The sequence below is a fragment of the Enterobacter cloacae complex sp. Mu1197 genome, from assembly GCF_040059225.1.
Taxonomy (GTDB): Bacteria; Pseudomonadota; Gammaproteobacteria; order Enterobacterales; family Enterobacteriaceae; genus Enterobacter; species Enterobacter quasiroggenkampii.
In genome coordinates, this window is sequence record NZ_CP157375.1 from 4,610,546 (window position 1) to 4,628,991 (window position 18,446).

At 54.7% G+C, this 18,446-nt stretch carries 18 protein-coding genes; 8 read left to right on the top strand and 10 right to left on the bottom strand.

The genetic code is table 11. The annotated features are described in order from the left end of the window. Nucleotides 1–9 precede the first annotated feature (9 nt). Genes fdnG through fdhE form a run of 4 tightly spaced genes read left to right on the top strand, consistent with a single transcriptional unit; the run spans nucleotide 10 to nucleotide 5,533 of the window. Complete coding sequence (gene fdnG, locus ABFV38_RS21735; protein ID WP_348958057.1) at nucleotides 10–3,060, top strand: formate dehydrogenase-N subunit alpha; 3,051 nt, start codon at nucleotides 10–12, stop codon at nucleotides 3,058–3,060. 12 nt (nucleotides 3,061–3,072) lie between these two features. After that, a complete protein-coding gene (gene fdxH / locus ABFV38_RS21740) occupies nucleotides 3,073–3,975 on the top strand; it encodes a formate dehydrogenase subunit beta (protein ID WP_008501831.1) in 903 nt (300 codons plus the stop codon). Continuing rightward, nucleotides 3,972–4,607 carry a formate dehydrogenase cytochrome b556 subunit gene (gene fdoI, locus ABFV38_RS21745; protein WP_348958059.1) on the top strand — a complete coding sequence of 212 codons (636 nt, stop codon included), beginning with the start codon at nucleotides 3,972–3,974 and terminating at the stop codon, nucleotides 4,605–4,607. The genes fdxH and fdoI overlap by 4 nt, the downstream gene beginning before the upstream one ends. Then, nucleotides 4,604–5,533 carry a formate dehydrogenase accessory protein FdhE gene (gene fdhE / locus ABFV38_RS21750; RefSeq protein WP_008501833.1) on the top strand — a complete coding sequence of 310 codons (930 nt, stop codon included), beginning with the start codon at nucleotides 4,604–4,606 and terminating at the stop codon, nucleotides 5,531–5,533. Before fdoI ends, fdhE begins: the two co-directional genes overlap by 4 nt. Before the next feature lie 39 nt (nucleotides 5,534–5,572). Here the strand turns inward: fdhE and ABFV38_RS21755 are convergent, their stop codons facing one another. Next, nucleotides 5,573–5,944, bottom strand: a complete 372-nt coding sequence (locus ABFV38_RS21755) for a type II toxin-antitoxin system VapC family toxin (protein ID WP_080347348.1) — start codon at nucleotides 5,942–5,944, stop codon at nucleotides 5,573–5,575. Between the two features lie 2 nt (nucleotides 5,945–5,946). After that, nucleotides 5,947–6,189, bottom strand: coding sequence for a ribbon-helix-helix protein, CopG family (locus ABFV38_RS21760; protein WP_045909092.1), 243 nt, complete (start codon nucleotides 6,187–6,189; stop codon nucleotides 5,947–5,949). A gap of 198 nt (nucleotides 6,190–6,387) precedes the next feature. Between ABFV38_RS21760 and ABFV38_RS21765 the strand changes: the two genes are divergently transcribed. Further along, on the top strand, nucleotides 6,388–7,308 hold the full coding sequence (locus ABFV38_RS21765) for an alpha/beta hydrolase (RefSeq protein ID WP_348958062.1): 921 nt from the start codon (nucleotides 6,388–6,390) through the stop codon (nucleotides 7,306–7,308). Between the two features lie 8 nt (nucleotides 7,309–7,316). Here the strand turns inward: ABFV38_RS21765 and fabY are convergent, their stop codons facing one another. From fabY to ABFV38_RS21795, 6 genes are all read right to left on the bottom strand, one after another. Next, nucleotides 7,317–8,258, bottom strand: a complete 942-nt coding sequence (gene fabY / locus ABFV38_RS21770; RefSeq protein WP_023309755.1) for a fatty acid biosynthesis protein FabY — start codon at nucleotides 8,256–8,258, stop codon at nucleotides 7,317–7,319. 44 nt (nucleotides 8,259–8,302) lie between these two features. Next, nucleotides 8,303–8,740 carry a D-aminoacyl-tRNA deacylase gene (dtd, locus tag ABFV38_RS21775; RefSeq protein ID WP_008501836.1) on the bottom strand — a complete coding sequence of 146 codons (438 nt, stop codon included), beginning with the start codon at nucleotides 8,738–8,740 and terminating at the stop codon, nucleotides 8,303–8,305. Further along, nucleotides 8,737–9,618 (bottom strand): virulence factor BrkB family protein, encoded by an 882-nt coding sequence (locus ABFV38_RS21780; RefSeq protein ID WP_045909090.1) that lies wholly within the window; start codon nucleotides 9,616–9,618, stop codon nucleotides 8,737–8,739. The genes dtd and ABFV38_RS21780 overlap by 4 nt, the downstream gene beginning before the upstream one ends. After that, the gene (yihX, locus tag ABFV38_RS21785) at nucleotides 9,612–10,211 is read right to left on the bottom strand and encodes a glucose-1-phosphatase (RefSeq protein ID WP_045909089.1); all 600 of its coding nucleotides are present in this window, start codon (nucleotides 10,209–10,211) and stop codon (nucleotides 9,612–9,614) included. Before yihX ends, ABFV38_RS21780 begins: the two co-directional genes overlap by 7 nt. Nucleotides 10,212–10,299: 88 nt before the next feature. Continuing rightward, complete coding sequence (locus ABFV38_RS21790) at nucleotides 10,300–10,770, bottom strand: hypothetical protein (RefSeq protein WP_045909088.1); 471 nt, start codon at nucleotides 10,768–10,770, stop codon at nucleotides 10,300–10,302. After that, nucleotides 10,767–11,504: a transcriptional regulator gene (locus ABFV38_RS21795; RefSeq protein WP_348958065.1), complete on the bottom strand. Its 738-nt coding sequence runs from the start codon at nucleotides 11,502–11,504 to the stop codon at nucleotides 10,767–10,769. Before ABFV38_RS21795 ends, ABFV38_RS21790 begins: the two co-directional genes overlap by 4 nt. A gap of 547 nt (nucleotides 11,505–12,051) precedes the next feature. On the opposite strand from ABFV38_RS21795, the gene ABFV38_RS21800 reads away from it, so the two are divergent. Both ABFV38_RS21800 and ABFV38_RS21805 read left to right on the top strand, forming a co-directional pair. Further along, a complete protein-coding gene (locus ABFV38_RS21800) occupies nucleotides 12,052–12,669 on the top strand; it encodes a transcriptional regulator (protein ID WP_045909086.1) in 618 nt (205 codons plus the stop codon). A 71-nt stretch (nucleotides 12,670–12,740) separates the two neighbouring features. Then, nucleotides 12,741–15,617: an autotransporter outer membrane beta-barrel domain-containing protein gene (locus ABFV38_RS21805; protein WP_348958068.1), complete on the top strand. Its 2,877-nt coding sequence runs from the start codon at nucleotides 12,741–12,743 to the stop codon at nucleotides 15,615–15,617. A gap of 40 nt (nucleotides 15,618–15,657) precedes the next feature. Here ABFV38_RS21805 and ABFV38_RS21810 read toward each other — a convergent pair whose 3' ends face one another. Beyond that, entirely contained in the window at nucleotides 15,658–16,452 is a 795-nt protein-coding gene (locus ABFV38_RS21810) for a DeoR/GlpR family DNA-binding transcription regulator (RefSeq protein ID WP_069719770.1), read from the bottom strand. Nucleotides 16,453–16,486: 34 nt separating this feature from the next. Beyond that, nucleotides 16,487–17,383, bottom strand: a complete 897-nt coding sequence (locus ABFV38_RS21815; RefSeq protein ID WP_348958070.1) for a sugar kinase — start codon at nucleotides 17,381–17,383, stop codon at nucleotides 16,487–16,489. Nucleotides 17,384–17,538: 155 nt separating this feature from the next. Here ABFV38_RS21815 and yihU point away from each other — a divergent pair, with 155 nt between their 5' ends. Further along, nucleotides 17,539–18,429 (top strand): sulfolactaldehyde 3-reductase, encoded by an 891-nt coding sequence (yihU, locus tag ABFV38_RS21820; RefSeq protein ID WP_348958072.1) that lies wholly within the window; start codon nucleotides 17,539–17,541, stop codon nucleotides 18,427–18,429. Nucleotides 18,430–18,446 lie beyond the last annotated feature (17 nt).

The window sequence follows — 18,446 nt, forward strand, 5'->3', positions numbered from 1 at the left end:
GAGTGACCCATGCAGGTCAGCAGAAGGCAGTTCTTTAAGATCTGCGCTGGCGGTATGGCAGGCACCACGGCAGCGGCACTGGGCTTTGCGCCCGGCGTAGCGCTGGCGGAAACGCGGCAGTATAAACTGCTGCGCACCCGTGAAACCCGTAATACCTGTACGTACTGCTCTGTCGGTTGCGGGCTGTTAATGTATAGCCTCGGCGACGGTGCTAAAAACGCCAAAGCGTCTATTTTCCATATCGAAGGCGACCCGGATCACCCGGTTAACCGCGGCGCATTGTGCCCGAAAGGGGCCGGTCTGGTGGACTTTATCCACTCCGAAAGCCGCCTGAAATTCCCTGAATATCGCGCGCCGGGTTCCGACAAATGGCAGCAAATCAGCTGGGAAGAGGCGTTTGACCGCATCGCTAAACTGATTAAAGAAGACCGCGATGCCAACTTTGTTGAGAAGAACGCCGACGGCGTCACGGTCAACCGCTGGCTCTCCACCGGGATGCTGTGTGCTTCTGCTTCCAGTAACGAAACCGGTTATTTAACCCAGAAATTTACGCGTGCACTCGGTATGCTCGCGGTCGACAACCAGGCGCGTGTCTGACACGGACCAACGGTAGCAAGTCTTGCTCCAACATTTGGTCGCGGTGCGATGACCAACCACTGGGTCGACATCAAGAACGCCAACCTCATTGTGGTGATGGGCGGTAACGCCGCTGAAGCGCACCCGGTCGGGTTCCGCTGGGCGATGGAAGCCAAAATCCACAACGGTGCGAAACTGATTGTGATCGATCCCCGCTTTACGCGTACTGCGTCAGTGGCGGATTTCTACACCCCTATTCGTTCAGGTACTGACATCACTTTCCTGTCAGGCGTACTGCTGTACCTGATGACCAACGAAAAATACAACCGCGAATACACCGAAGCCTATACCAACGCCAGCCTGATCGTGCGTGAGGATTACCACTTCGAAGATGGCCTGTTTAGCGGTTACGACGCTGAAAAACGCAAGTACGACAAAACCAGCTGGAACTACGAGCTGGATGAAAAAGGCTTTGCGAAGCGCGACACCACGTTGCAACACCCGCGCTGCGTGTGGAACCTGCTGAAAAAGCACGTCTCCCGCTACACGCCGGACGTTGTCGAAAACATCTGTGGTACGCCGAAGGCGGACTTCCTGAAGGTGTGCGAGCTTATCGCCGAAACCAGCGCGAAAGACAAAACCGCGTCGTTCCTGTACGCCCTCGGCTGGACGCAACACTCCATCGGCGCGCAGAACATCCGCACCATGGCGATGGTTCAGCTCCTGCTCGGCAACATGGGGATGGCAGGCGGCGGCGTGAACGCCCTGCGCGGTCACTCCAACATTCAGGGTCTGACCGACCTCGGCCTGCTGTCTCAGAGCCTGCCGGGCTACATGAACCTGCCAAGCGAGAAACAGACCGACCTGCAAACCTACCTGACGGCCAGCACGCCTAAACCGCTGCTTGAAGGCCAGGTGAACTACTGGGGCAACTATCCGAAGTTCTTCGTCTCGATGATGAAAGCGTTCTTCGGGGATAAAGCGACGGCGGAAAACAGCTGGGGCTTTGACTGGCTGCCGAAGTGGGACAAAGGTTACGACGTTCTGCAGTATTTCGAGATGATGCACCAGGGCAAAGTGAACGGCTATCTGTGCCAGGGCTTTAACCCGGTTGCCTCGTTCCCGAACAAGAACAAGGTTGTTGAGTCGCTGTCAAAACTGAAGTTCCTGGTGACGATTGACCCGCTCAATACCGAGACCTCGACCTTCTGGCAGAACCACGGCGAATCGAACGACGTCGATCCGTCGAAGATTCAGACCGAAGTGTTCCGTCTGCCATCGACCTGCTTTGCGGAAGAGAACGGGTCTATCGTTAACTCCGGACGCTGGCTGCAGTGGCACTGGAAAGGCGCGGACGCCCCGGGCATCGCCATGAACGACGGCGAGATCCTGGCCGGTATCTTCTTGCGCCTGCGTAAGATGTACGCGGCAGAAGGCGGCGCGAACCCGGAACCGGTCCTGAACATGACCTGGAACTACTCGACGCCGGAAAACCCTGCGCCAGAAGAAGTGGCGATGGAGAGCAACGGTAAGGCACTGGCGGACGTTATCGACCCGGCCACCGGCACCGTGCTGGCGAAGAAAGGCGATCAGCTCAGTACCTTCGCCCACCTGCGCGATGACGGTACCACCTCCAGCGGCTGCTGGATCTTTGCCGGTAGCTGGACGCCGAAAGGCAACCAGATGGCCAACCGCGATAACGCCGACCCGTCGGGTCTCGGCAATACGCTGGGCTGGGCATGGGCGTGGCCGCTCAACCGCCGCATCCTCTATAACCGTGCGTCCGCTGACCCGCAGGGCAACCCGTGGGATCCGAAGCGTCAGCTGCTGAAGTGGGACGGCGCGAAATGGGGCGGCGTGGATATTCCGGACTACAGCACTGCCGCACCGGGCAGCGACGTTGGGCCGTTTATCATGCAGCCTGAAGGGATGGGGCGTCTGTTCGCTATCGATAAGATGGCGGAAGGTCCGTTCCCGGAACACTACGAGCCGTTTGAGACGCCGCTGGGCACCAACCCGCTGCACCCGAACGTGGTCTCTAACCCGGCTGCCCGTATCTTCAAGGGCGACTTTGAAGCGCTGGGTAAAAAAGACAAGTTCCCGTACGTGGGTACCACCTACCGTCTGACCGAGCACTTCCACTACTGGACCAAGCACGCGCTGCTTAACGCCATCGCGCAGCCGGAACAGTTTGTGGAGATCGGCGAGAAGCTGGCGAACAAGCTCGGGATTGCCCATGGCGATACCGTGAAGGTCTCCTCTAACCGCGGCTACATTAAGGCCAAGGCGGTGGTGACCAAGCGTATTCGCACGCTGAACGTTCACGGTCAGCAGGTGGATACCATCGGTATTCCGATTCACTGGGGTTATGAGGGCGTGGCGAAGAAAGGGTTCATTGCGAACACCCTGACGCCGTTCGTCGGTGATGCGAACACGCAGACGCCGGAGTTTAAGGCCTTCCTCGTGAACGTGGAAAAGGTGTAACGGAGACGACTTATGGCTTATCAATCTCAAGACATTATCCGTCGTTCCGCGACTAACGGTTTCACGCCCGCGCCTCAGGCGCGGGACCACCAGCAGGAAGTGGCGAAGCTTATCGACGTGACGACCTGTATCGGCTGTAAAGCTTGTCAGGTGGCCTGCTCTGAGTGGAACGACCTGCGTGACGAAGTGGGTCACAACGTCGGGGTGTACGACAACCCGGCAGACCTGACCGCCAAGTCCTGGACGGTGATGCGTTTCTCGGAAGTGGAGCAGAACGACAAACTGGAATGGCTTATCCGCAAAGACGGCTGTATGCACTGTGCGGATCCGGGCTGCCTGAAGGCATGTCCGTCAGAAGGGGCTATCATTCAGTATGCCAACGGCATCGTCGACTTCCAGTCCGAACAGTGCATCGGCTGCGGCTACTGCATCGCGGGCTGTCCGTTCGACGTACCGCGCCTGAACCCGGAAGACAACCGCGTCTACAAATGCACCCTGTGCGTGGACCGCGTTACCGTCGGCCAGGAGCCTGCATGCGTGAAGACCTGCCCAACCGGCGCAATCCACTTTGGCTCCAAAGAGGATATGAAAACGCTGGCGGCAGAGCGCGTGGGCGAGCTGAAGACCCGTGGTTACGACAACGCAGGCCTGTACGATCCGGCCGGGGTTGGCGGTACGCACGTGATGTACGTGCTGCACCACGCCGACAAGCCGAATCTGTATCACGGCCTGCCGGAGAACCCGGAAATCAGCGCTACCGTGAAGTTCTGGAAAGGCATCTGGAAACCGCTGGCAGCGGTGGGCTTTGCTGCCACCTTCGCAGCGAGCATCTTCCACTACGTCGGCGTCGGTCCGAACCGCGCGGAAGAGGAAGACGACAACCTGCATGAAGAGAAAGACGAGGTGCGCAAATGAGAAAACGTGACACCATCGTGCGCTACACCGCGCCGGAACGCATCAACCACTGGGTCACCGCCTTCTGCTTCATGCTGGCGGCGATAAGCGGGCTGGGGTTCTTCTTCCCGTCCTTCAACTGGCTGATGCAGATCATGGGGACACCACAGCTGGCGCGCATCCTGCACCCGTTTGTGGGCGTCATCATGTTCGCGTCGTTCATCATTATGTTTTTCCGCTACTGGCACCATAACCTAATCAATCGGGATGATATCTTTTGGGCGAAGAATATTCGTAAGATCATCGTCAACGAGGAAGTGGGTGACACCGGGCGTTATAACTTCGGCCAGAAATGCGTATTCTGGGCGGCGATTATCTTCCTGGTCCTGTTGCTGGTGAGCGGCGTGATCATCTGGCGTCCGTACTTTGCGCCTGCTTTCTCAATCCCGGTGATCCGATTCGCGCTGATGCTGCATTCATTTGCCGCAGTGGCGTTAATTGTGGTTATCATGGTGCATATCTACGCCGCCCTTTGGGTGAAAGGCACCATTACCGCGATGGTGGAAGGATGGGTAACCAGTACGTGGGCGAAGAAGCATCACCCGCGCTGGTACCGTGAAGTCCGCCAGAAACAGGAAAAGTCATCTGAATGAGTATTCGCATAATCCCGCAAGATGAGCTGGGGTCGAGCGAGAAACGCACGGCGGATTATATTCCGCCGTTGTTATTCCCCAGACTCAAGAACCTCTACAACCGCCGCGCAGAGCGTCTGCGCGAGCTGGCAGAGAACAACCCGCTGGGCGATTTTCTGCGTTTTGCCGCACTGGTCGCCCACGCGCAGGAAGTGGTGCTGTATGACCACCCCTTGCAAATGGATCTGACCGCGCGCATCAAAGAAGCCAACGCGCAGGGCAAGCCACCGCTGGACATTCACGTCCTGCCGCGCGACAAGCACTGGCAAAAGCTGCTGCATTCGCTCATTGCCGAGCTGAAGCCGGAGATGAGCGGTACCGCGCTGGCGGTCATTGAAAATCTGGAAAAAGCATCCGAACAAGAGCTGGAAGAGATGGCGAGCGCGTTGTTTGCCTCTGACTTCTCGCTGGTCAGTAGCGATAAAGCGCCGTTTATCTGGGCTGCGCTGTCGCTTTACTGGGCGCAAATGGCGAGCCTGATCCCGGGTAAAGCGCGCGCCGAATACGGCGAGGCGCGCCAGTTCTGCCCGGTCTGCGGCTCTATGCCGGTCTCCAGCATGGTGCAAATCGGCACCACGCAGGGGCTGCGCTACCTGCACTGCAACCTGTGTGAAACCGAGTGGCACGTGGTGCGCATCAAGTGCAGCAACTGCGAACAGACCCGCGATCTGAACTACTGGTCGCTGGAAAATGAAGACGCGGCGGTGAAAGCCGAAAGCTGCGGCGACTGCGGCACTTACCTGAAGATTCTGTATCAGGAAAAAGACCCGAAAGTCGAAGCGGTGGCCGACGATCTCGCCTCGCTGATTCTGGACGCGAAGATGGAGCAGGAGGGCTTTGCCCGCAGCTCGATCAACCCGTTCCTGTTCCCGGGTGAAGGGGAGTAATTCCCTGTGACAGTGCCGGGCGGCACGTGCTTGCCCGGCCTACAATTGATAAGGTAAAACCACCCCGGCAATCCCCTGAAAGTCTTTGGTATTCCGGGTGATTAACGGGCAATTTCTGCTTTGGGCAGTCGCTAAAATAATGGCATCCGGCAGTTTCATGCCATGCTTCTCACGGAGCACGACGCTTCTTTCTGCGATCTCTCGGGTTACATCGATAACCTCAAATGCGCCCATTACCGCCGCGGTTTTCGCTTCGTGGCCATGTTTGCGCGCCCCTACCATGACTTCCATCCATGTGATTAGACTGATTGACCGGTGCGATGCTGTGTTTTCGATCGTATTTGCTGCCTCGACGCGATTGTTGAAAAGGTCGATCAGGATATTGGTATCAAAAACCGCCATGTGTTCCATCACTACCACTCCTCACGCAGCTTGCGCTCATACTCTAAACCATCTTCTTGCTGGTTCCCCCAAAGACCAAGCGCATCACGGATAACGGACGAGCTTTGCTGATCGAGATACTGCTCAATTGCTTCACGCAGTAATTCGGCACGAGGTTGGTTACGCAGCTGTTTGAGGTTATCGAGACGTTGAATAACGTCATCCGACAAATCGATCAGAATTCTGCCCATGTTAAGCTCCGCCAGTAAACTCATATATCACCTCAGTATATCACCATTGTCTATTTTCAAGGCAACATACGCTTTCTCTCAGTAGGGTTAAAGTCCCTGGCAATAGTTAGCCTTCCATTTGCGAGCCGCTTTCCAGATTGTTGCCCTCAACACTATTCTTGTTTTCTTTTGAATCAAACCAGGCTATAAAACTGTTCATCCATACAGTAAAAGGGATTATTCATGGCGCTGGAACAGGGTATTGCACAGCTGGTTCAGGGGTTTATCGCTGCAGGTCGGCCCTCGTCACGTCGCCAGAGCATTGAGGTGCGACGAGCAGGCTATATTGCCAGCACGAGGCTTGCCGGGGAGACCGAAACGCGCGTTCAGGTGGAGACGCTTGTTCTTGAAGGTCTTACCATTCGGGTATTTTCACCTCTCAATGCACCTGAACTATTGCCTGCTGCCATCTACTACCACGGCGGATGCTTTATCAGCGGCGGCTTTGATACCCATGACAACCAACTCCGTCAGTTAGCCTGCTACGGCAACTGCCGGGTGATTGCGATTCAGTACAGGCTGGCGCCGGAGCATACTTTCCCCGCCGCACATGACGATGCGGAAAGAGGTGCCGATCTGGTCTGGCACTATGCGGACAAACTGGGCGTGGATAAAAACCGGATCACCCTTTGCGGAGACAGTGCAGGGGGACATCTTGCGCTGGTAACGGCGCTGCGGCTTAAGGTTAAAGGGCTGTGGCAACCTGCGCAGCTCATTCTCATCTACCCCATGCTCGACGCCACGGCCAGTTTTGAAAGCTATGCCCTCAATGGCACGGATTACATCATCACCCGCGATACCCTACTCAGTGGGTATGAAATGTACCTCGCTGACACCGACCGCCAGCTCCCCGAAGCAAGTCCGCTGTGGCGCGATGATTTTTACGGTCTTCCGCCTGTGCACATTATTACCGCAGAGTACGATCCGCTCTGCGATGAGGGCGAAATGTTGTTCCAGCATCTGACGGAGCAGGGTGTGAAGTGTACCGCTCAGCGCTGGCTGGGCGTCATCCATGGCTTCTTTCAGCTTGGCGGCGTTAGCCAGTCAGCGCGAGACGTTATGCGGGATGTCGCCGGGCGGATTCAGCACGCCCGGGAAGCGTGAACAGGAGATTACTCCTCCTCGTTCCCACCCTCTTCATACGCGCCAAAAGGCTTCGCCGGAAGAACGATATAGGTGCCTTCAAACACCGCGCCCGGTGTTTTATCGCCAAACAGTTCAACCTGCATTTGTACGCGAGCCTTGCGGCCACGAGCCAGACGGTCCAGATCGCCGCCCAGCGACCCCAGATCGGCCACCGCACTCGGCTTGCCGCTGATCGGTGCGCTATAGCGGATGTGAGCATCGGCAAGAATGATGGTGCCACCCAGATGGCGCTCGCGCAGCATCAGCCAGATCAGTCCCCAGCCGGTGAGCGTGGCCAGTGAGAACAGGCTGCCGGCAAACAGCGTGTGGTGCGGGTTCTGATTGCCGGTTTCCGGCATGGTGGTAATAAATTTTTGTCCGGTGTACTGCTGAATGCGCACGCCCATTTTTTCACTGAGCGGGATGTGCTGATACCAGGCCTGCTGGAGCTGTCCGCACCAGTCGGCGCGATGCAGAATATCGTCCAGGGTGGCGATGGGTTTGATCATCAAAAAATGACGAATCGGCGTGGTTTGCGGGGTCGTGATTTCCCCCTGATTCACAAAACCGAGTTTAGCGAAGAACTCAACGGCATCTTCGCGGGCGCTACAGGTGACGCGCTTAACGCCTTCCTGACGGGCGACGGATTCCAGGGTCATCGCCATTAGCGTACCCAGACCTTTGTCCTGCACGGAGGGATGAACCGCCATAAAGCGAATAGACGCTTCGTTATCGGCGTTGATATACAAACGCCCGACGGCCACGAGGTTGCCCTCTTCGTCCATCACCATCTGATGGTGGGCCATTGCGTCCCAGGCGTCGCGTTCAGAGCCTTTTGGCTGATGCAGTGGCTTGCGCAGCATTTCCCAGCGGAACTGGTAATAAGCGTCTAACTCTTCTTCCGTTTGCGGTACTCGAAGGTGATACATAGCTGTACTCTCTCTTGTTACCCGCGGCCATGCCGTAAGTATGCTCATACCTGGAGCCAGAATGTGACGGGGCCATCGTTCACCAGCGATACCTGCATATCTGCAGCGAATCGTCCGGTTTGCGTATTCATTTCCTGCTGGCGACAACGCTCAACAAAGTACTCGTAAAGTGCTTCTGCACGATCCGGCGCGGCCCCTTTGGAGAAACTCGGGCGCATACCGCGCTCGGTATCCGCTGCCAGCGTAAACTGGGAAACCACCAGCACGCTGCCGCCTGCCTGCTGGACGTTCAGGTTCATTTTGCCTTCCGCATCGCTGAAAATACGGTAGCCCAGCACGCGCTCACACAAGCGGTTGGCCTTTTGTTCGTCATCATCCTTTTCGACACCTAACAACACCAAAAGTCCTGGGCCAATTTCACCCGTCACCTCTCCCTCCACGGTGACGCTGGCACGGGTTACGCGCTGTATCAATGCAATCATGGTTGGTCTGCTTCTTGTTGTTTTTCAGCTGCTGCTGCTTTTTTAAGTTCGCGGTATACACCGAGAGTGACAGTTATTTCAGCACCAAGCAAGACGATACACCAGGTCCAGTAGACCCAGACAAACAAAATGGGGATCACCGCCAGCACGCCGTAAATCAGCTGATAGGACGGAAACATGGTGATGTAGAGGGCAAACCCTTTCTTACCGAGCTCAAAGAGCAATGCCGCCACCAGCGCCCCCACGACCGCATCGCGGTTAGGCACGCGCGTGGTCGGCACGACGCTATAGAGCAGCCAGAACGAGAGCCACGACAGGATCAACGGAAAGATGCGAAGCACATTATCAATAGCGCCGTTTAAATCACTCGCCCAGCGCAGGGAGAGCAGATAAGAACTGATTGCAAGGCTCGCCCCGGCCAGCAGCGGCCCCAGCGTGAGGATCATCCAGTACACGGCAAAGGAATAGACCTTTGGCCGCGCTTTTTTACTCCGCCAGATCGTGTTTAGCGCGTTATCGATGGCATACATCAACAGCAGCGCGGTGACGATAAGACCGCACGCCCCCACTGCCGTCATCTTGCTGGAATTGGCAACAAACTGCTCAATGTAGTTCTGGATAACATCCCCGGTTGCCGGAATGAAATTCGCAAAGACAAAATGACGAAGCTGCACGCTGACGTCCGCAAACATCGGAAAGGCGGAGAACAGGGCAAAGATGACCGCCACCAGCGGCACTAACGAGAGCAATGACACGTAGGCAAGGTTACCCGCCAGCGTGGTCATATTGTCCTCATCAATCCGGTGCCAGAGCAGTTTCAGCCAGGCCCGCAGCGGGCGAGTATGGTGCGTGGCTTTTTGATGAACGGTTTTTAGCATAGCTGCTTCGCAAAGTAGTCAGGTATCGTCTCTTTTCCGGTCACCAGAATTGACGTAATACCCAACTGGTTAGCTCCCTCTATATTATCGGCGTTGTCATCGAAAAAGACCGCATCGGCCGCGGTGAATCCCTCTGCCTGCAGAACAGCCTGATAAATTCGCGCTTCAGGCTTACGCATCCCCATCTCCTGCGAGAGATAGATCTTATCCGCCGCCGCCTTAACTTCAGGGTACTCCTCAGGCCAGAACGTGGTGTGCAGACGGTTGGTGTTTGACAGCACAACGACCCGATGTCCCTGCTCGCGAAGCTTATGCATGATGTCGATCACCTCAGGCCGGATGGCGACAAATACGGCCTGCCAGCCGTGTGAAAACTGCTCGTAGCTTAACGGTAGATCCATCTCCTGACAGAAACGTTCAGCGAATTCTTCATCACTAATCTCGCCGCGTTCATGCTGATGGAAGGTCTCACCCATCGCGAAATTTTGCTTTAACGTTGCCAGCGGCACGCGGCTAAAGTCGCTCCATGCACCCAACACGCGATTAAAATCGATATCGACGATGACGTTTCCTAAATCAAAGATATAAAGCATGTTTATCTCCTGCTCGCCGTGGAGAAGTAACTGTAGCGGGAATAAAGAGATTTGACTATGCGTGCGCTCTAAGGTGTGCGATCGATTTTTACGGCGCGTTTTTACGACAGTAAAGTGAAGGGACGTTTGACGCGGCAAAAAGCCAGGCCCCCCGGTACTCATCAATCATCAGGCTCAGGTCCCGACCCGGCGTACGGTAAAAGCCCGGTAGCGTTGCGTTGATATCAGCCTCATCCGCATTATCGGCGAAGGTTTTAACAATACGATCGTTATTTAACACGCGCGCATTCTGATGGTAACTGTAGTGAAAATAGATGGTCCGGTTAACTTCAGACACCGTCTGACCAAATAATTTACCGTTAATGATGGTCGCGCCCTCCCGATGCTGCATTCGCCAGGAAACCGTACCCACAAATCGGTTTTTACCAATCGTCCATTCCACATTTCCCGTGCAGCGTATCGGCGTACTCGACAAATTCGAGTACGCTAACCAGCCGCTGGTAATAACCGCCACCAGAATCGCCCCCAGCAAAATAATACGGTTTCGAAGAGTCATCATTGCTCGTGTGCCCAAAAATAATGGGTGGTACAAAACGCGGCCGCGTCGCGACGTGGATCCTTATTACAGGCAAACGCCGCGATTCGCTCCGTTTTACTGTAGCCGATGAGAAAAACATATCGCTTTTCGGCACACAGGCCAGGGTTATTGTTTAACAAGCGCAAGTAATGGTCCTGCATAGGTTCGTTAGGCGCATAAAAAAGCTGGCAGGCACTGCTGCCCGTAGAAAGTGGAATGTAGTGACTAAACGGCATGTTCTGGTGCTGTTTGTATAATATCCCCCCGTTGATAAGCGCGATCAGCAAAAGCGTTGCGGTCGTTATTATCAGCCAGGCCGGACTCTTCACCGCGGTGCTATCGGCAACGACTGCGTCTTTATTGGCTATTACCGGCTCAGCGCCTGGGATAAATCGTTCAACCTGGGTGGCTTCGGAAAGCATAAGCCCACGACGCGAAATCGTTTTTACCGTATCGCGCGGTAACCCCACCTCAGCCAGGGCGTTGCGTAATGTCAAAATAGCCTGATAAAAGGTATTCGGGGTGGTGACGTCATTGCGCTCACCCCATCCCACTATCATTAACTTATTTTGCGAAATTATTTCTCCGGGATGGGTGACGAGATAGAGAAAACAGAGGTTGGCAGGAAGCTGCAATTGTATCGAGCGCCCGGAAATATGATTTACCAGGGTTTTGTTTTCTGGATCATACTCGACCAACTTGTTAATGAGATACAATTTTCCTTTCCTCAGCAATAACAATACTTAACCATACACACCAAAAAGACATACGTATATTTAACAAGAGTATAGGTCAGAAGGATCAGGACGCGATACCATTCCAACTAAGATTAAAAATAACACATTTGTTTTCAATAGGTTAAGAGATGCTTTTCTTAGGTTTTTCTCATCTAAAACGACATAATGAGATTTCATTACACTTCGCCAGACCAAATAATTATATTGAGCCACAACAAGAGAAAAGACGGTCGTTGCGGCAGAGTAAATAAACGAATCTTTAGCTTTTAGTGCTATTTCGTGAATCTTCCCCTGGGATTTTTTTTGTCGAATAATCTTAAGGGACTGACGAATATTCCTGGAATACGTTGACCAACATATGTCCTTTCGCGATGGCTATGGCCTGACAGAATAGGCATCACCAGGAATTTATATTCTTTATCACTATTTTTCATAAACAAGAGAGGGCCACTGGATATGTTTCAAGATTGACACATTTGCATGGCAGTGAAATATTGACGGTGAAAATAAGACAGGAGTGGACTGGATGATAACATCGTCGCATAAGGTTGTCCGCTGTATAAGCTGTGAATTGTCCTGTCAGTTATATCCAGATAACACAGTACGTTCACAATATTGTGGAAACGCCTCGTTCGCAGTTTGGCCAGGTGATAACCATTTCCTGCAGATTGCAGTAGAAAATAAAATAGTGCGAGGAAATAAGAATCACTTATTACGCGGATTTATATTTGTAGACTTTTCGATGTACAACCTGCGCGCACTTGCCGATCCGCAATGGATTGAACGTCTGGCGAGAACTAACATGAACATTGTGATTATCTCAGACCGCAAGCTGGAAGCATTGGCCAATTATTTTCTCACTCACCGCAGTGAAATAAAGGGAGTTATTTATTCGGATGACAGTGACATTATATTAAAAGAAAAAATTAGCCATCTATTCACCGGGAGACGAGTGAATAGCAGACGCGGCAGTATCTTAAATGCTGTTGAATTCACGTTGCTTAACAGATTTTTGTCAGGAGCGTGCCTTCAGGAGATTATAAAAACAGACGGCATTGATGTTAAAAAAATTTACGTCCATAAAATACGACTTGAGAGGAAGTTAGGTACCAGCATTCATAAAATTCTCGTTTCTATTTTGTAATTTCAACCTGTTTACCTACCCACATTTAATGGTGTGGAGGATGTTCTACGCCTGAAAGAAAGGGGGCAGTCATGCCATATTTAATGAAACACTCACCAGTCGCCGCTGCGATTTCGCTGGCGTTATCGTCAGCGCTATTTACCGCACATGCAGCGATAATAGATTTTGCTAATTTACCCGCTTCCGGAGCGGTAACGGATTTGCCTGCAGAAATACAGGCGATGATACCTGCAACGGCAAACACGAACTTTAGCAAAAATACCGGCGATCCTAACTATGTCTACCAGTACAGCGCCGGTAATATCCCGATCTACGGAGATGGGATCACCCTCGAAGGGCCTGGGGCGGAAGCCTTTGAGCATTCCGTTACCGTTATTCAGAACTCCACGTCCGGCAGTCCGGGGGTGATATTTGGTGACGATCTGACTATTCGCACCCAGTCAAAAGTGGCTGCCAATAATGGTAAAGACGTCGACGGTATTCGTACCCACGGTATGAACACGCCGGACAACCCGGTATTTATCATTACCGGCGACCGCACCCACATTTACGTTAATGGCCAAAGCGGTGACGGCATCAATGCCGGCTACAGCTCCTTCAGCCAGGGATCGCTTGGCTCCGCCAATATTTATGTGGGGGACGATCTTTATATCGAAACCACGGGCAGCACAGGACGCGGGATTAGCGCCTATGCACTGAATGATGCGTCGAAGGCAAAAAATAACGTTATCGTCGGCGATCGTGCCCATATTGTGACGCGTGGTACCTACGCCGAAGGGATCCGCACCAACCAGAGCGGCTCTTACGTTCGTCTGGGAAATGAGGCGACCATCGAAACGTACGGCACATCGGCCTATGGCCTGTATGCGGGCTCTGCGTCAAAAATTGAGCTAGGCAAAAGCGCGACGATTACCACCGACGCGGCCAGTGCCTCCGGGGTTTATTCTACCGGCTCGTCAACTATCACCCTTGATGAAGGTGCCACCATCACGACCAACGGTGCCAGCGCGCATGGCGTCTATGCTTACACCGGTGCGGTGAATCTGGGAGATAACGTCACCATTGCGGTAAACAGCAGTGAGAAAACCAGTAGCTCCGCGCAAGCGCCGCACGGGATGCATGCCTGGTCACGCGGCGTGATAGCCCTCGCGGGTGGTGCAACCATTAGCACCGCAGGCCATCGCGACAACGGTAGCTACGCCCTGAACGCCAGTAACGGCGGGGTAATTGACGCGTCCGCTGGAGGCAAATTCATCCTCAACGGCGATGTCCTTTCCGCGGGCGGCGTCGCGGCCACCAGCACGCTTCCGGCACAAAACAGTACCATTACGCTGACGATGGATGACAACTCCCTGTGGAATGGGGCGTCCTTCATTGAGGGCAACGCCGCGGGTACCGGTACTATCGCACTGACGATGAATGATGCCGTCTGGAATCTGCGCGACAGCTCCACGCTAACCAGACTGACGCTGAATGCGGGCGGTACGATTAATTTTCAGCATGCAGAGGACGCGGCGTGGCAAACGCTGACCATCAAGGATGATTTTATCGGCAACGGCGGCAAGCTGGTTTTCAATACCGTCCTGTTTGACGACACTTCGGAAACGGACAAGCTGATTGTTGAAGGCAACACGTCCGGTCATACCGGGGTGGAAGTGAACAACATTGGCGGTACTGGCGCACAAACCGTAGAAGGGATTGAAATTGTCAGCGTTGGCGGCAACTCTGACGGGACGTTTGAGAAGGCCAGCCGTATCGTGGCGGGCGGCTATGACTATAACGTTGTGCAAAAAGGTAAAAACTGGTTTCTGACCAGCCTGGCCGAGCCCGTTGATCCAGTTGACCCACCGGTCGACCCCGTAGACCCGCCTGTTGACCCCGTGGACCCACCAGTCGACCCGGTAGATCCGCCCGTTGACCCGGTGATTCCGCCGCAAGAGCCGGTCCCACCGCCTGCACCACCGAAAAGCGAGCATCAGTATCGTCCGGAATTTGGTAGCTATCTGGCAAACAGCTATGCGGCAAATACGCTGTTTATGACCCGCCTGCACGATCGTCTGGGTGAAACGCAGTACACCGACATGCTCACTGGCGAGCAGAAAGTGACGAGCCTGTGGATGCGTAACGTCGGCGGTCATACGCGTTTCAGAGACGGCAGCAGCCAGTTAAAAACCACTGCCAATCGCTACGTGCTGCAGTTGGGTGGCGATGTCGCCCAGTGGAGCACCGACGGTCTGGACCGTTGGCATCTTGGCCTGATGGCGGGCTACGGCAACAGTCAGAGCCGGAGCGCTTCCAGCCTGACCGGCTACCACTCACGCGGTGAAGTGAATGGCTATAGTGTCGGTCTGTACGGTACCTGGTACGCAAACGACGCGGATAAAAGTGGCACTTATGTTGATAGCTGGGTGCTGTATAACTGGTTCGACAATAAGGTGATGGGACAGGATCAGGCCACTGAAAACTATCGCTCCAGCGGCGTGACCGCCTCTGTAGAAGCAGGCTATAGCGTTAAGGTGGGCGAAAGCGGCCGCAACAGCTACTGGCTCCAGCCGAAAGCGCAGGCCGTTTGGATGGACGTGCAGGCTGACAACCATCGTGAGCGCAACGGCACGCGGGTGAAAGACGAAACCCAGGGGAACCTGATGACACGTCTCGGCGTGAAGGCCTACATCAGCGGACATAACGCGATTGACGACGGTAAATCACGGACCTTCCAGCCGTTTATCGAAGCGAACTGGATCCACAACACCCAGACCACGCGTATCCGCATGGATGACGTTAGTAATGAGATGCGTGGTACGCGCAATATCGGTGAACTCAAGACAGGCGTAGAGGGGCAGATTACGCCGCAGCTTAGCGTATGGGGCAACGTGGCTCAGCAGATAGGCGACAAAGGCTACAGCGATACGCAGGGGATGCTGGGGGTGAAATACAGCTTTAAATAACAATGTTCAAGCCGCTGTTTACTCAGCGGCTTTTTTTGCTTCAGGCGATATCATCGCCGGTGCTGGCCAGGACGATTTCAACTTTACTGGATTTTAGATGATTTTGCAGAGCCGAGCCAGGCATCTCGTCGGTGAAGAGTGCAGTGGCCTGCGCCACGTTGCCAATTTCCACCGCAGCGGAGGCGGTAAATTTCGTATGATCGGCCGCTAAAAGAATGTGCCGGGAGTGGGCGATCATGGTTTTCACCACGCTGGCTTCATTGACGTCAAACTCCATCATCGCGCCGTCGTGCTCAATGGCTCCCACGCTCGTCACGAGATAATCCGCCCGAAAACCAGACACAAACGCCGTCGCCGCAGGCCCGATAATCCCGCCATTGTGCGGGCGCAGCGTGCCACCTGGCACCATCACTTCAAAACGCGGGTTCTTATACAGAATGTGTGCCACCCGCAGGCTGTTGGTGATAATGCGCAGATGATTATGGTTCAGCAGCGCCCGGGCAACGTGCTCTACGGTCGTGCCGATGGTGATGAAGATGGTGGAGCCATCGGGAATATAGTCCGCAATGGCTTCGGCAATCGCTCGCTTCTCTTCGGTAAGCGAGACTTCGCGCTGTTCGAACGCCATGTTCACCACGCTGGACGCCCTGCCCGCCCCGCCATGATGGCGCGTGATCAGCCCCTGCTCACTCAGCTTGCGGATATCCCGGCGCACCGTTTGCGTGGAGACATCCAGCAGTTGCGCCAGTTCATCAATGTTCATATAGCCGCGATCGGCAATCAGCGTCAGCAGCTGATCGTGACGCGGGTTGCCGGTCAGTTCGGTAAGACTCATGGGCTGTCCTCTGAAAACCATCTCGCCCCGCATTTTATACAAAAAGTGACAAAAAAGAGCGGGTTTGATCACAGTCGGGTATACCTGCACGCCCACCGGGCTTCGTGCATTTCAGCGCTGCGACGGCGCTGGCAAAGCGGACGGCGTCTGTAGTGGACGATTGTTGCCCCAGACTGAAAGCCAGCGCGCCATGGAAAACGTCGCCCGCCCCGGTGGTATCCACCACGTTCACCTCAAAGCCGGGCTGATGGCACAACGTGCTGTCTTCCAGCCAGAAACAGCCGCCTCGCCCCTGCGTAACATACACATGTCCATTTGTGAGCGTTTGTGCTTTTTTCAGTGCATCTTCGGTTTTATCCAGCTGCGTTAAACGCCGCAGCCCCGGCGCGGAGAAGGCCGCGTGGTCGCTTAAGGTAATCAGCTCCGCAATATCCTGTGGGGTAACATCCGCATCCAGCAACGTCGGCACACCTTGCTTACGGGCCAGGGTAAACGCCTGTTTCGCCCCGTCATGCCAGCGCACGTCTGCTAAAACAATATCCCACTGCGAGAAGTCGATTTCATGCAGCCAGTCTGCCGCCGCAGGGAGATCGGGGCTGGGGTAGTTGGCAATCACGCGTTCTCCGCCTGCGTCCACCAGCACCGCCGATTGTGACGATCGGGCACCCTTAAATACGCGCGTGTAACGGGTCTTCACCCCCAGGGATTCCAGCTCCGCGAGCAGCCGTCTGCCGGTATCGTCGTCCCCCACCCGGCCAATAAAATCCACTTCCGCGCCCAGTTTCGCCGCCGCCACAGCCGCAGTTGCCGCCGGGCCGCCCCCCACTTCCGTATAGTCCTTTGCGACATATTTCCCACCTTCCTTTGGTAAGTCATCGAGATACCAGATGCGATCCAGCACGGTAATACCGACACAAACGATGCGAGCCATGGTGATTCCTTCTGCGATTTCTGATGCTTTCATTTTAATTTCATCAAATGTTTAAAAAGTGACCCGTGTCAATTTTTTGACTATAAATTACAAATACGATCAAAAACAGACAACATAAACGCGCAAAAATTGACACGATGTGACAGGAGAGAGGCATGTCAGCAATCGCATTTATCGGTTTAGGACAGATGGGCGCGCCAATGGCGAAGAATCTGTTGATACAAGGTCATCAGCTTAACGTCTTCGATGTGAACCCGCAGGCGGTTCAGGCGCTGGTAGAGAGCGGCGCACGGGCGGTGACAACACCCGCGCAGGCCGCCACGGACGCCGAATTCGTCATCACCATGCTGCCAAACGGCGACCTGGTACGCAGCGTGCTGTTTGGCGAAAACGGCGTGTGCAAAGGATTGTCCCGCGACGCGCTAGTCATTGATATGTCCACCATACACCCACTGCAAACCGACGCGCTGATCCGCGACATGGCTGAACGCGGCTTCAGCCTGATGGATGTGCCTGTCGGACGCACCTCAGATCATGCCATCGCCGGCACGCTGCTCCTGCTGGCAGGCGGCACGGCGCAGCAAATTGAGCGCGCCACTCCGGTATTAATGGCGATGGGCAATGAGCTGATTAATGCCGGCGGGCCGGGCATGGGCATCCGCGTGAAGCTTATCAATAACTACATGAGCATTGCCCTGAACGCTCTCTCGGCGGAGGCGGCCGTGCTGTGTGAAGCACTGGGGCTCTCATTTGATGTAGCGCTGAAGGTCATGAGCGGTACGCCTGCGGGTAAAGGCCACTTCACGACCTCATGGCCGAACAAGGTGTTGAAAGGGGATCTTTCACCCGCCTTCATGATCGACCTTGCGCATAAAGATCTGGGGATCGCCCTCGACGTGGCTAACCAACTCCACGTTCCGATGCCACTGGGCGCGGCCTCCCGCGAGGTTTACAACCAGGCACGCGCCGCCGGGCGCGGGCGCGAAGACTGGACGGCCATTCTTGAACAGGTTCGCGCATCTGCCGGGCTGAAAAAAACACTCTGATACGAAAGGACTGAGGA